This window comes from Streptomyces resistomycificus, assembly GCF_001514265.1.
Classification (GTDB): Bacteria; Actinomycetota; Actinomycetes; order Streptomycetales; family Streptomycetaceae; genus Streptomyces; species Streptomyces resistomycificus.
Genome location: NZ_KQ948989.1, coordinates 740584 through 753404, shown reverse-complemented (window position 1 = coordinate 753404; position 12821 = coordinate 740584). Strand labels below are relative to the sequence as shown.

The 12821-nt window shown below is 70.4% G+C and carries 8 protein-coding genes; 3 read left to right on the top strand and 5 right to left on the bottom strand.

Annotation, left to right across the window (positions count from 1 at the left end):
• Nucleotides 1-102: 102 nt before the first annotated feature.
• Nucleotides 103-1698, bottom strand: coding sequence for an alpha/beta hydrolase (locus AQJ84_RS08370; RefSeq protein ID WP_078632395.1), 1596 nt, complete (start codon nt 1696-1698; stop codon nt 103-105).
• A gap of 340 nt (nt 1699-2038) precedes the next feature.
• On the opposite strand from AQJ84_RS08370, the gene AQJ84_RS08365 reads away from it, so the two are divergent.
• From AQJ84_RS08365 to AQJ84_RS08355, 3 genes are all read left to right on the top strand, one after another.
• Nucleotides 2039-3160 carry a glycoside hydrolase family 53 protein gene (locus AQJ84_RS08365; RefSeq protein WP_107082749.1) on the top strand — a complete coding sequence of 374 codons (1122 nt, stop codon included), beginning with the start codon at nt 2039-2041 and terminating at the stop codon, nt 3158-3160.
• A gap of 214 nt (nt 3161-3374) precedes the next feature.
• The gene (locus tag AQJ84_RS08360) at nt 3375-3701 is read left to right on the top strand and encodes an antibiotic biosynthesis monooxygenase family protein (RefSeq protein WP_030044712.1); all 327 of its coding nucleotides are present in this window, start codon (nt 3375-3377) and stop codon (nt 3699-3701) included.
• Nucleotides 3702-3903: 202 nt separating this feature from the next.
• A complete protein-coding gene (locus AQJ84_RS08355; RefSeq protein WP_030044713.1) occupies nt 3904-7086 on the top strand; it encodes a glycoside hydrolase in 3183 nt (1060 codons plus the stop codon).
• A 514-nt stretch (nt 7087-7600) separates the two neighbouring features.
• On the opposite strand, the gene AQJ84_RS08350 is transcribed toward AQJ84_RS08355, so the two are convergent.
• From AQJ84_RS08350 to AQJ84_RS08335, 4 genes are read right to left on the bottom strand one after another with little or no spacing between them, the layout of a single operon-like run.
• Nucleotides 7601-9526, bottom strand: coding sequence for a glycoside hydrolase family 127 protein (locus AQJ84_RS08350; protein ID WP_030044714.1), 1926 nt, complete (start codon nt 9524-9526; stop codon nt 7601-7603).
• Between the two features lie 3 nt (nt 9527-9529).
• Complete coding sequence (locus AQJ84_RS08345; protein WP_030044715.1) at nt 9530-10351, bottom strand: carbohydrate ABC transporter permease; 822 nt, start codon at nt 10349-10351, stop codon at nt 9530-9532.
• A 14-nt stretch (nt 10352-10365) separates the two neighbouring features.
• Entirely contained in the window at nt 10366-11328 is a 963-nt protein-coding gene (locus tag AQJ84_RS08340; RefSeq protein WP_030044716.1) for a carbohydrate ABC transporter permease, read from the bottom strand.
• A 51-nt stretch (nt 11329-11379) separates the two neighbouring features.
• On the bottom strand, nt 11380-12702 hold the full coding sequence (locus tag AQJ84_RS08335) for an ABC transporter substrate-binding protein (RefSeq protein ID WP_030044717.1): 1323 nt from the start codon (nt 12700-12702) through the stop codon (nt 11380-11382).
• Between the last annotated feature and the right edge of the window lie 119 nt (nt 12703-12821).

Genomic DNA, 12821 nt, shown 5'->3' with positions numbered 1-12821 from the left:
CCCCCCCCCCCCCCCCCCGGACGGACGTGAGAGGGGGGTGCGGCTCCGATGGATCGGAGCCGCACCCCCCTCGGTGTCGTGTCGTTCAGGCCGCGTCGTGGTTCAGCGGCGTGTTCCCGTGCCCAGCAGGTCGGGCAGCGGGTTGACGAGACCACCGCTGGGCGACTGGCGCTGAGCGGAGGGTCCGGTCGGCCAGACCGCGGGACAGTGCGTGCCCCTGCGGGGGGTCTTCAGGGTGATCAGGTAGGTGTCGATGGCGTCCCGAGCGCACGGGCTCAGCCAGTAGTCGCCGTGGCCCACGCCGTCGTACGTGAGGAACACCGCCTCGTGGCCGATCTGGCGGGCCGCGTTGGAGCCCCAGGAGTGCGGGGTTGCCACGTCGTAACGGCTGTTGGTCACCAGGATCCGCGGGGTGCCGTCGACATGCAGGCGGTGCGGCGGGTTGGTGACCTCGGTCGGCCAGTTCTGGCAGCCGGTCAGGTCGCTCCAGGCCAGGGAGCTGAGCCGGGTGACCGGAGCGAGGCGGGCCAGTCCGCGTTCGAAGCGGGCGAGGGTGCGGTACGACGGCAGGTCGAAGTCGTAGTCCTGGCACATCACCGGGAGGTACCCGAACTCGGTGGGTTCGCCGCGCTTGCCGACCAGGCGGCCTGACGCGGCGTCGGGGGCGTCCAGGTAGGCGAGCTCCTCGGCGAACTGGAACCATGAGGCCGGGTCGTACATGTAGCCGAAGGCCAGGCCCTGCAGGTCCTGTGTGGTGAAGGTGTAGGGCGGGTCGCCGGGCAGGACCAGTTCACCGGCGGCGGCGCGCCGGTAGAGCGAGTCGAACAGGGCCCGGCCGTCCCGGTCGTGGAGCACACAGGACGCCGTGCGGGCGCACCAGTCGGCGAACTGGCCGTACGACTCCTCCATCGCGATGGTCTCGGTCTTCTGGTAGGTCCACGGGTTCAGGCTGTGGTCCATGTTGGAGTCGAGCGTCATCGCGCGGACGCGGTGCGGGTAGCGCTCGGCGTACTGCTGGCCGATCCCGGTGCCGTAGGACACGCCGTAGTAGCTGATCCGCTTCTCGCCGAGGCCGGCGCGGATCGTCTCCATGTCGCGGATGACGCTCGTGGTGTCCATGTTGTCGACGAGCGGTCCGGTGAGGTCGCGGCAGTTCTCGCCGAGCGCGTGGTTCGCCTCGCGGAGGGCGGCGAAGGAGGAGGCGCTGTCCGGGTAGAGCAGCGCCCCCTGGTCGGCCACCCGGTCCGCGTCGCACTTCACGGGGTTGCTGCGGCCGACCCCGCGCGGGTCGAAGCCCACGATGTCGAAGCGTTCCAGCAGTTGGGGCGAGAAGGACTCGGGGGCGGTGAGGGCGAAGTCCACGCCGGAGCCACCGGGGCCGCCGGGGTTGATCAGCAGCGAGCCGATCCGACGGTCGGGGTCGGTGGCCAGGTGGCGGGCGAGGGCCAGGTCGATGGTGGCGCCGCGCGGCCGCCTCCAGTCGACGGGGACCTTGATGGAGGCGCACTCGAAGGAGCCTTCGCCGGAAGGCGATTGACAGGGCTCCCACGCTATTCGCCCAGGTGACGGCGTCCGGTCCGGGGGTGCGGCGGCGGCGGTCCCGGCGAGCAACTGGCCGAACAACGCGGTGACCAGGGCTCCGACGGCCAGTCTTCGTCGCTTCTTCGGACGTGCGGCAGGTGGGGGGTTGAGCGGCACGGACGGTCCTCCATGAAACACAGGAATCCACAGGTGGATCACAGCATGACTCGAACAACCTTGCAGAACAAGGAAACTGATGGTCAATCAGGCCAGAGCACTCGCCGTCCACCTCACACACGGCGGGCTGCACGGGCGACTGTGCGGTGCGCTGTGCGGTGAGCTGTGCACGTACCCATTCCCTTGACTCGGCGCGCACCCCTGCCACCTGGACGAAATCACGCCGACACATGTATTTACAGCACTTGACACCTCCCCTACTGTGAACGTTCACGGAACCAGCTACATGCGCATGTCAAGCCGACACTTGACGCGCACGTCTCGATCAAAGGAGTTCGGGATGACCGTGAAAGGTCCAGGCCGCGCAGTGAAGGCCGCCCTGCTCATGGCAGCCGTCGCCCTGCCCGCGTCCCTGCTCACCACACCCACGACCGCCACCGCCGCCGGCACGCTCAGCATGCTCGGCGCCGACGTCTCGACCGCCCAGCGCGCCCTCGACCTCGGCGCCAAGTACTACGACGCGAGCGGCACCGCCAAGGACCCGCTCGACATCCTCAAGGGCCTCGGGGTGAACTACGTCCGCCTCAGGGTCTGGAACAACCCCGCCAGTGGCTACAACAACAAGGCCAAGGTGCTGGCGTACGCCAAGCAGGTCAAAGCCAAGGGCCTCAAGCTGCTGGTCGACTTCCACTACTCCGACACCTGGGCCGACCCCGGCAAGCAGTACAAGCCCGCGGCCTGGTCCGGCCACAACATCAACCAACTGCAGACGGACGTCTACAACTACACGTACGACGTCTGCAACAGCCTCAAGTCCCAGGGCACCACACCGGACAGCGTGCAGATCGGCAACGAGATCAACGTCGGGATGCTGTGGGACGAGGGCAAGGTGGTCAACAACGACTTCACCAACCTCAGCCTGCTCCTCAAGTCGGGGTACAACGCGACCAAGGCGTGCAACAGCGGCACCAAGGTGATCATCCACACCGCCAACTCGGACAGTGACGCGCACGCACGCTGGTTCTACGACGGCATCAAGGCGAAGGGCGTCAGCTGGGACATCACCGGGTTGTCGTACTACTGCCCCTGGCACGGCACGCTGGCCAACATGGGCAGCGTGGTGTCCGACATGAAGTCCCGGTACGGCAAGGACGTGGTCATCGCCGAGACGGCGTACCCGTTCACCTCGGCGAACGCGGACAGCACCGGCAACTCGATCACCTCGGGATGCTCGGGCTACGCGCTCTCCTGGCAGGGCCAGGCAGCCAACTTCACCGCCGTGCAGAACACCGCCCGCAACGCCGGAGCGATCGGCGTCTTCTACTGGGAGCCCACCTGGTACGCGGTGCCGGGCAACGGCTGGGACCCGGCCGACATCAACAACAGCGGCAACGGCTGGGACAACATGGCCATCTTCAACTGGACCGGCCAGGTGAACCCGAACATCAAGTGGACCCCGTAGCCGAGGCGGCCCGGACGGCACGGCGCGCCGGGCCGCACCTCCTCGCGTGACGGCCCGGGCCGCCGTGCCGGCCTCCCCCGCCGGTCCGGCGGCTGCCGGCGCCGACGGCAGCGCGTCCGGTGCCGGCAGCCGCGCGTTCGGTGCCGACACCCGCGCGTCCTGCGCCGGCGTCCGCGCGTCCGGTGCCGGCGGCCCGTGCTACAGAATGGACGACATGAGCATCGTCAAGATCAACGTACTCACGGTTCCCGAGGACCAGCGCGAGACGCTGGAGAAGCGGTTCGCGGCGCGCGCGGGCAGCGTGGAGGGCTCGGACGGGTTCGAGTGGTTCGAGCTCCTCCGCCCGGTGGAGGGCACCGACACCTACCTCGTCTACACGCGCTGGCGCACCGAGGAGGACTTCCAGAACTGGATGTCCGGGCGAGGCCAGGCGGCGCACGGCGGGGGCTCCGCGGGCGGTGAGCGGCCGAAGCCCGCGGCGAGCGACGCGACGCTGTGGTCCTTCGAGGTGGTACAGCAGGCGGCGCCCAGGCAGGACTGAGCCGGGCCAAGGCAAGGCGGACAGAGGGCACGCCCCGGGCGGTGCCGGCGAACGGAGAGGCAGTCGGTCTCCGCCGGCCCCGGGGCGTGCCTTTTTTGTTGCCTGCGCATTGTCTTGACGTGTTCATTTCTGTCGTCAAGCATGCCTTGAGTTCGATCGCTTCTGGTCGATTCTGTGCCTCCGTGTCATGGAAGGGAGTTCCATGTCCAGTCGACATCGCGTCGTCCGGGCCTTGACGCCAACAGTTCCGCTGGTGCTCGGCGCGGCTCTGGTCACCGCCCCCGACGCCGCCGCCGACACGCCGCCGCTCAGCACGGTCACCGTGCGGGTCGATCCGTCGTACCAGCAGCAGGAGTTCGAGGGGTGGGGCACGAGCCTCGTCTGGTTCGCCAACGCCACGGGCGGCTACCCGGAGCCGATCCGAAGACAGCTCGTCGACATGCTGTTCGGCGAGGACGGACTGGCCCTCAACATCGCGCGCTACAACATCGGCGGCGGCAACGCCCCCGACGTCCGCAAGGACTACATGAAGGCCGGCGCGACCATGGACGGCTTCTGGAAGGCCCCCGAGGGGACCACCCGGAAGGACATGGACTGGTGGGACCCGAACAACCCGGACCACTGGGACTGGAACGCCGACGCCGGACAGCGGTGGTGGCTCGACCAGGTCAAGGACAAGGTCACCAAGTGGGAGGCGTTCAGCAACTCGCCGCCCTGGTTCCAGACCGTCAGCGGCTATGTCTCCGGCGGCTTCGACTCCGGGGCGGACCAGATCCGCACCGACCGCGTCGACGACTTCGCCTCCTACCTGGTGCGCGTGAGCGAACGGCTGGAGCAGGCGCACGGCATCGAGTTCGACACGATCGACCCGCTCAACGAGCCCAACACCACCTACTGGGGCACCCAGCTGGGAGCCGACGGCCAGCCCACGGGCGGGCGTCAGGAGGGCGCGCACGCCGGGCCGGCCCTCCAGCAGAAGGTGATCCTCGCCCTGGACAAGGCGCTCGAAGGCGCGAAGACCGACGCGGACATCTCGGCGATGGACGAGACCAACCCCGGCATCTTCACCCAGAACTGGAACGCCTACGACGCCGCCACGCGTACCGCCGTCGACCAGCTCAACGTGCACACCTACGGCACGGGCCAGCGCACCAGCGCCCGGGACATCGCCAAGGGCGCGGACAAGAAGCTGTGGATGAGTGAGGTCGAGGGCACCTGGGGCACGGGCACCGACTTCACCAGCATGGAACCGGGGCTCGGCATCGCCACCCGGATGGTCGACGACATGCGGGAACTGGAGCCCTCAGCCTGGGTGTTCTGGCAGCCGGTCGAGGACTCGATCCCCCAGGCCGCGGCCGGCAAGAACTGGGGCAGCATCCACGTGCCGTTCAACTGCACGGCCGAGGACACCCTGGAGAGCTGTCCGATCCGCGCCAACTCGAAGTTCCACACCATCCGCAACTTCACCCACTACATCCGCCCCGGGGACCACTTCGTCAAGACCGACGACCCGTCCAGCGTGGCGGCGGTCAGGAAGTCCGGCCGGGCCGCGACCGTGGTCCACGTGAACGGCGGCGCGTCGGCGCGCTCCGTGACCCTCGACCTCTCGCGCTTCGGCAAGGTCGGTTCCCGTGCCTCCGTCACCCCCGTGGTGACCAGCGCCGACGGCGCACTCGTACGAGGCACCCCGGTCCGGGTCACCGACCGGTCGGCCACCCTCACCGTCCCCGCGAAGTCGGTCACCACCTTCCTGGTCGACGGGGTCGGCGGCGTGGCGAAGGACGCCGCCCTCGTGCAGCCGGGCCACGTCTACCGGCTGCAGGGTACGCAGAGCGGCAAGTCGCTCGCCCCGTCGGACGACGGCAGCGGTGCCGTCATCCGCACGACCGACCCGAGTAGCGCACAACAGCTCTGGTCCGTACGGCAGTTGACGCGCGGCAGTGATCACCGTGAGCGCTACGCCCTCACCAGTGCCGGCAGCGCGAAGACGCTCGCCGTACGCGACAACCAGGCGGTTCTCGAGGACGCGGCGGACGGCCCGCCCGACGCCGCGGCACAGTGGATCATGTCGACGACCGGCGACGGCACCTGGACGTTCGTCAACGCCGCCACCGGCCGCCTGCTCGACGTGAGCGGTCAGTCCTCCGCGGACGGCGCCCGGGTGTCGACGTACACCCCGACCTCGGCGGCGAACCAGCGCTGGACCGTCGCCGACGAGACCGTGCTGCGGACCGAGCCCGCCGAGGTGTTCACGGTGCCCGGCCTGCCGCCGAACCTTCCCGAGACGGTGACGCCGGTGTACCGGGACGGCGCCCGGGGTTCCCTTCCCGTGGTGTGGAAGGTGCCCGCGGACGGCAAGTGGCGTCACCCCGGGACCGTACGTGTCACGGGGAAGGCGACCGATCCGCTGGGCCGGGAGATCCGGGCGAAGGCGGTCGTCACCGTAGACACCATCGCCTCGACCCTCCCCGGCCGTGCCAAGACCTACGTGGGCGGGAGTCCGCGACTGCCCGACACGGTCGTCGGCGTCGGCAGGCACGGCGGCAGCACCGACCTCCCGGTGACCTGGGACCCGGCGCCCGACGGGGCGTTCGACACGACCGGCGTCGTGACGCTGCGCGGCACCGCGCGTGTCGTCGACGGCGGCACGGCCGACGCGACCGTGCGCGTGCAGGTGACCGAACCGGCCGAGGCGAACATCGCGCCGGACGCCGGCGTCTCGGTCGCGGCCACGTTCACCGAGAGCGGCTACTCGGCCGAGCGCCTGCGCAACGGCGACACCTCCGAGAAGGCCTGGTCCAACTGGAGGTCGGGAACCAAGAACCCGTCCGACACGATCACCTACACCCTGCCTGCGGCACGCGACCTCGACCGGGTCGTGGCGCACTTCCACCGCGACGGGAGCAACGTCTCCTTCCCCACGACCCTCAAGGCGCAGGTGCGCGGCGCCGCCGACGGCACCTGGGTCGACGCGAGCGGGGACATCGCGGTCGGAACGGAGGGCACCCCGGTCATCGACGTACCGCTCGACGCGGGGCCGGCCACCGGTGTGCGCCTGGTCATGACCGCCCGCCCCGGCGGCTACATCACCATGAGCGAGCTCGAGCTGTACGCCAGGACGCCCGGTGTCTCCTCGGACGCCGCCGCCGCGTCGATCGAGGTGGCCGGTGTCCCGGTCGCCTCCTTCGACCCCGAGACGACCGGCTACCGGGTCGTCACGGGTGATCCGGCCCGTGCCGCGGTCACGGCGACGGCGCGCGACCCCTACGCGACCGTCACGGTCGACAAGGTCCGCGAGTCCCGCCGGACCTGGGCCGTCGTCACCGTGACCGGTGAGGACGGATCACGGACGACGACGTACCGGGTCGAACTCGTACGACGCTGAGTCCTCGGTTCCTCAGGTTCGCCCGGACCGCGGCGGCGACGACCGCGTCCCGCTCGGTCCGGGTGAACAGCCCCTGGGTGTCGTCCCCGACGAAGAACGGCACGAGGGTCAGTCCGTGCGTGCTGAAGTGCCGCGGCCGGCTCTCGGGACGGATCGAGGTGCTGAGGTCGCCCCGCAGGGCGCGGTCCTTGTAGAAGGAGAACGCGCGGAACCCCCGTTCCGGGATGTGGCTGGTCAGGCCCCGCTCGTAGTAGTCCGTGTACGCGGGGTCCGGCTCACGCTCGGGGAAGAACGGTGGCTGTGGCGCGGTAGGCGCGTCGGCAGTCCGGTGTCGGCGGGAGACCCGGCGCGAGCGAGCTGCGCGCCGAAGTTTCCGCCGCGGCGGTGAGGCGGGGGCGCGCGCGGCCAGGCGGCCCGGGGCGGGTGCTCCGGCCAGGGTTCTGCCACGACTCCCCGCCTTAGGGGGCGGCGCACGGCCACCTCGTGGGGGTTCGGTCCACGGTTCGGTCCACGGTTAGGTCCGCGGTGCGATCGTCGGCAGCCATACGCGCATCGTCGAGGGCCCTCGGTTGGCCCAGGAGTGGTAGGGCACCAGGACCACGCCGGTGGGCTCGGCGGCGGGAGCGGCGGCCGGGTCGGGTGGTCCGTACGGCCATGCGGCGTCGGGCGTCTCGCCCGGTGCGGCGAGTTCACCGGGCGCGACAACGGTGTCGTCCGGGCCGTCCGCCGGTGCGGTGGACGTGTCGACGCGTACGGCGTCGACGTCCCGGCCGTCCGGAAGGTCCACGGACTCGGCGCAGTACACCAGGGGCCCGCGCTGCACGGCGGCCGTGCCGCGCACCGCGTCGACGCGTGGGTCGGCCTCGATCCAGCGGGGGGCCATCGGCAGTTCGAGCCGTATCTCGTCCCCGGGCCGGAAGAGACGCGTGACCTCGGCGGAGCCGACGGTGACGGCGCGACGGGCGCCGTCCGGGTCGACCAGCCGCGCGATGGCGCCCGTCGTCCACGCGGGGACGCGCAGCGACAGGGTCCAAGGGTGGTCCGGGGACCGGCTGATCCGGACGGTGACGGTCCCGCCGGACGGATAGTCGGTACGGACCCTCAGCGCGACACCGTGGCCGCCCGCGAGGGTGGTGGCGATCTCCGCGTCCGCGTACTGGTGCAGCTGGACGCCGTGGTCGTCCGCTGTCGCCAGATACGCGGGCAGCACGGCCAGGGTCCGCGCCACGTTGGTGGGGCAGCACGACACCGCGAACCAGGGCGCGCGCAGGCTCGACTCGGCGCGCGGGCTCTCGGCCTGCGACGGGGGCAGGGTGCCACGGCGGCGCCGGTGCAGCGTGTTGGCGTAGAAGAAGGCCCGGCCGTCGTCGGACGGGGAGGTCGCGACCACGTTGTAGAGGGTGCGCTCCGCCAGGTCGGCGAAGCGTGGCTCGCCGGTGGCGAGCAGCAGCCGCCAGCTGAGCATCACGGATGCGACCCCGGCACAGGTCTCGGAGTAGGCGCGGTCCGGCGGGAGGACGAAGTCGTCACCGAAGGACTCGTCGCGATGGTGCGAGCCCATGCCGCCGGTGAGGTAGGTGCGGCGGGCGACCGTGGTCTCCCACTGTCGAACGACCGCGGCGAGCAGGTCGTCGTCCCCGGTCTCCACGGCGACGTCGACGGCTCCGGCGGCGAGGTAGAGGGCGCGGACGGCGTGTCCGCGCAGCACGGTGGCCTCGCGGACGGGCTGGTCGTCCTGGTAGTAGACGCGGCCGAACTCGGGGTCGGCGAGCGTGCGGTGTCCGCGGCGGTCGACGAAGAGCCTCGCCTGTTCGAGGTAGCGCTGTTCCCCGGTGGCCCTGGCCAGTTCGACCAGGGCCGTCTCGATCTCCGGGTGTCCGCAGACGCCTTCGATGCCACCGGTGCCGAAGGTGGCGCACACGTGGTCGGCGGCCCGGCGGGCGGTCTTCGCCAGTTCTCCCTCGCCGCGCGCCCGGGTCTGGGCCACGCCCGCCTGGATCAGATGTCCGTAGCAGTACAGCTCGTGACCCCATTCGAGGTCGCTGTACCGGGGCTGCTGGCCAGGACGGCCGAAGGCGGTGTTGAGGTAGCCGTCGGCCTCCTGGGCGGGGGCGATGGTCTCGGCGAGCGCGGCCACGTCGGTGTCGTGTCCGCCCTCCCAGGCCATGGCTTCGAGCAGCTTGTAGACGTCCGAGTCGGCGAACTCCCTCCCCCGCCGGTCACGAGGGACGCGCCCCTCGACGGCGGCCCGGAAGTTGCCGGTCCAGCCGACGCGTTCCATCCAGTCGCGGCAGTGCCCGAGTGTGGCGGTGGCGTTGGTGTGCCGGCGCCGGGCCCAGAACCCTCCGGTGATCCGGACCTCGTCGAGACCGAGCGGCCGCAGCCGGCCTCGGCTCGGTGCCACCGGCACGACCGGTGACCCCAAGGTGTTCTCCTTCACGCGTCATCCCTTCAGCGCACCTGACATGAAGCCCCGTACGTAGTGCCGTTGCAGCAGCAGGAAGAGCAGGAGGCAGGGCACGGCGAGAACCACGACACCCGCCTCGGTGGCGCCGTAGTCGACTGCGCCCATGCTCTGCTGCCGCAGGTTCGCGACAGCCAGTGGGAGGGGCGCCTTCTCGCTGTCCGAGATGAGGATCAGGGGGGCGATGAAGTCGTTCCAGGCGGCGAGGAAGGCGAAGAGCCCCACGGTGATCAGCCCGGGTCGCACCGCCGGGAGCAGGACGCGGCGCAGCGCGCCCGCCGTACCGCAGCCGTCGACGAGCGCCGACTCCTCCAGCTCGCGCGGCACCGCCTCGAAGGAGATCCTCATCATGAAGGTGGCGAACGGGAGTTGGAACATGGCCAGCACCAGGCTCAGCCCGATCAGCGAGTTCTGCAGGTGGAGTCTGCCGAGCAGTACGTAGAGCGGGATGAGGAGGGTGGCGTACGGGACCATGAGGATGGCCAGCGTCAGCAGGAACAGCAGGTTCTTGCCCGGGAAGTCGAAGCGGGCGAAGGCGTATCCGCCGAGCAGGGACACACCGAGGGTCAGGGCGACGGTGAGCGCCGAGACGACCGTGCTGTTGAGGAGGTAGCGCCACAGGCCGGCGTCGTAGTCGAGGAGCGTGCGGTAGTTGCCGAGGCCGTAGCCGGACTCCTGTGCGGTGCCGGGCTGTGCGCTGACCGAGGCCCAGGTGTTCCACAGCAGGGGGAAGAGGAAGATGACGGCCAGTCCGCCGGCGACGACGTAGTAGGGCGTGCGGCCGAGGACGCGGGTGAGCACCGTGGGGTTCCTCCTCAGGACTCGTCGGCGTGGCGCAGACCGCGGAACTGCAGGGCGTTGAGCAGGAGCAGCGCCGCCAGCACGATGATCGAGAGGGCGGCGGCGGTGCCGAGGTCCAGCCGCTGGAACGCCTCCCGGTAGATCAACTGCACGACGGTGACGGTGCTGTTGTCGGGCCCGCCCTTGGTGAGGACGAAGAACTGGTCGAACGCGAGCAGTGACCCGGTCACGCACAGCAGCAGGGACAGGGCGAGGGAGGGCCGCAGCAGCGGCAGGGTGATGGAGCGGAAGATCTGGCCGCGGCTCGCCCCGTCCATGCGTGCCGCCTCGTACACCTCGTGCGGGACGCGCTGGAGGCCCACCAGCAGGATCAGCATGTAGAAGCCGGCGAACTTCCAGACGACGAGGAAGACCGTCGACAGCAGGGCTGAGGTCGGGGTGCCGAGGAAGGACACCGGGTCGTCGACGAGGCCGAGCCCTTCCAGGGTGCGGCCGAGGGGTCCGGTGGTGGGGCTGTACAGGCCCCAGAACAGCAGGGACGCGGAGGCCAGTCCGAGGGCGCCGGGCAGGAAGTAGACCGTACGGAAGAACCCGGCACCGGGGCGGGACTCCTGGACCAGCAGCGCGAGCAGGAGCGCCAGGCCGAGGAGGACGACCGTGACGATGCCGGTGTAGAGGAGGGTGAAGCGGACCGCCGGCCAGAACAGGCGGCTGTCGGTGACGTCGGTGTAGTTCTCGGGTGCGTTGCCGCCACGGTCGCCCGCGAGCAGCGGCCAGTCGCTGAGCGACATCTGCCCGACGAGCAGCAGCGGCAGCAGGAAGAAGACGGCGACGAAGACGGCCGTGGGGGCGGCGTAACCGAGCCCTTCGACCGTCCGGGAGCGCCACCTGGGGGCGGTGGACCGGGGTGGCCCAACCGCGCGTTGCGGCCGGTTTCGGGGTTCGGCCGCCGACGGCTCGGCTGCCTTCACCTGCATGACTCTCCTCTGCCGTGTGACGTGGGAGGGCGCGCCGAGGGTCGGTGCCGGTCAGTCCGCCAGGGACGCGGTGACCGCCTCGTTGTCCTGGTCGACCGACGCCCCGTCGCCGAAGACGGCGTCGCGCATCAGGCTCAGCCAGGGCCCGTTGGGGTCGTTGAAGGTCTGGCCGAACTTCAACGCGTAGGGGGTACGGCCGTCCGCGACGAGTTCGTTGATCGTCACCAGCCGCGGGTCGGCCTGCGAGTGCTTGTTGGACGCGAGGTCGGTGCGCGCGACGACGTCCTTGTGGGCGGCGACCACGTCGACCTGCGCCTCGTCGCCCAGGGACCAGGCGAGGAAGTTCCAGGCCTGGTCGGCCGACTCGCTGGTGGCCGACACGCCGATGGCGTCACCGCCGACGAAGGTGGACCGGCCGCCGTCGGGGCCGGGGATGGGCGCGACACCGAGGTCGAGGTCCTTTGGCATCAGCCCGAGGGTGGTCGAGGGCATGGGCATGACGCCGACCTTCCCCTTCGGGAACACCCCGGTCCAGGTCGTGCCCGTCTCGTCTCGTGCGCCGGGCGCCACGATGTCGTCCGCCACCCATCCGCGGTAGGTCTCGTAGACCTTCTTGGCGGTGTCGGACGAGAGCTCCGCCTCGGTGCCGTCCTGGTTCAGCACCTCCTCCCCCGCGGCCCAGATGGACGGCCACCAGGTGAAGACACCGCAGCCACCGCAGTTGCCGCCGAAGAAGGTGCCGTCGACACCACCGCCGAGCGCGTCCACGGCCCGGGCCTGCTCGTCCCACTCCGCCAGGGTGGTGGGCGGCTTCTCGGGGTCGAGCTTCGCCTTGCGGTAGAGGTCCTTGTTGTAGAAGAGCACCGACAGGTCGAGAGTGTGTGGCACGACGTACTTCCTGCCCTCGTACGTCCCGGCCTTGATGTGCGACTGGGCGAGGCTGTCGGCGAAGGGCAGGGCCTCGACGCGTTCGGTGAGGTCGGCGAAGAGTCCGCTGGAGGTGTAGTTGGGGACGAACACCACGTCGGAGGCGAAGAGGTCGGGCAGGTCCTTGGACCCGGCGGCGGCACCGACCTTGGCCTGGTAGTCGTCGGTGGGGACGACGGTCAGCTCGATCTTGTTCTCGTGGCCGGCGTTGTACGCCTTGACCAGTGCCTCGCTCTGCGGCCGGGTCGCGGCGCGCGTCCACATCGTCAACGTGGTGCCGTCGTCGACACCCCTGACGTTGGCCGCTCCGGCTCCGGAGCCTCCTGTGCCGTCCGAACCACCGTCCCCGGAACCGCATGCCGTGACCAGGCTCGCGGCTGCGAGCAACGCGATGGCACCGGTGACGAGGCGGCGTGCGGTTCCAGGCGGTCCGGCCGTGCTCCCCATGGCAATCCCCCTGTGTCGCGGCGGCCACGAGCAGGCCGACCGATCGGGACGACGGATGTGGTGGCACCGAACCTGAGAGAGAAAGCGACCGAAAAGGCTTTCAGAAAGCTAGAACCGGA

Bases quoted from the DNA above. Each gene is read 5' to 3' on its own strand.
- AQJ84_RS08335 (WP_030044717.1), bottom strand. From the start codon at position 12,702: ATGGGGAGCACGGCCGGACCGCCTGGAACCGCACGCCGCCTCGTCACC.
- AQJ84_RS08360 (WP_030044712.1), top strand. From the start codon at position 3,375: ATGAGCATCGTCAAGATCAACGTACTCACGGTTCCCGAGGACCAGCGC.
- AQJ84_RS08365 (WP_107082749.1), top strand. From the start codon at position 2,039: ATGACCGTGAAAGGTCCAGGCCGCGCAGTGAAGGCCGCCCTGCTCATG.
- AQJ84_RS08355 (WP_030044713.1), top strand. From the start codon at position 3,904: ATGTCCAGTCGACATCGCGTCGTCCGGGCCTTGACGCCAACAGTTCCG.
- AQJ84_RS08340 (WP_030044716.1), bottom strand. From the start codon at position 11,328: ATGCAGGTGAAGGCAGCCGAGCCGTCGGCGGCCGAACCCCGAAACCGG.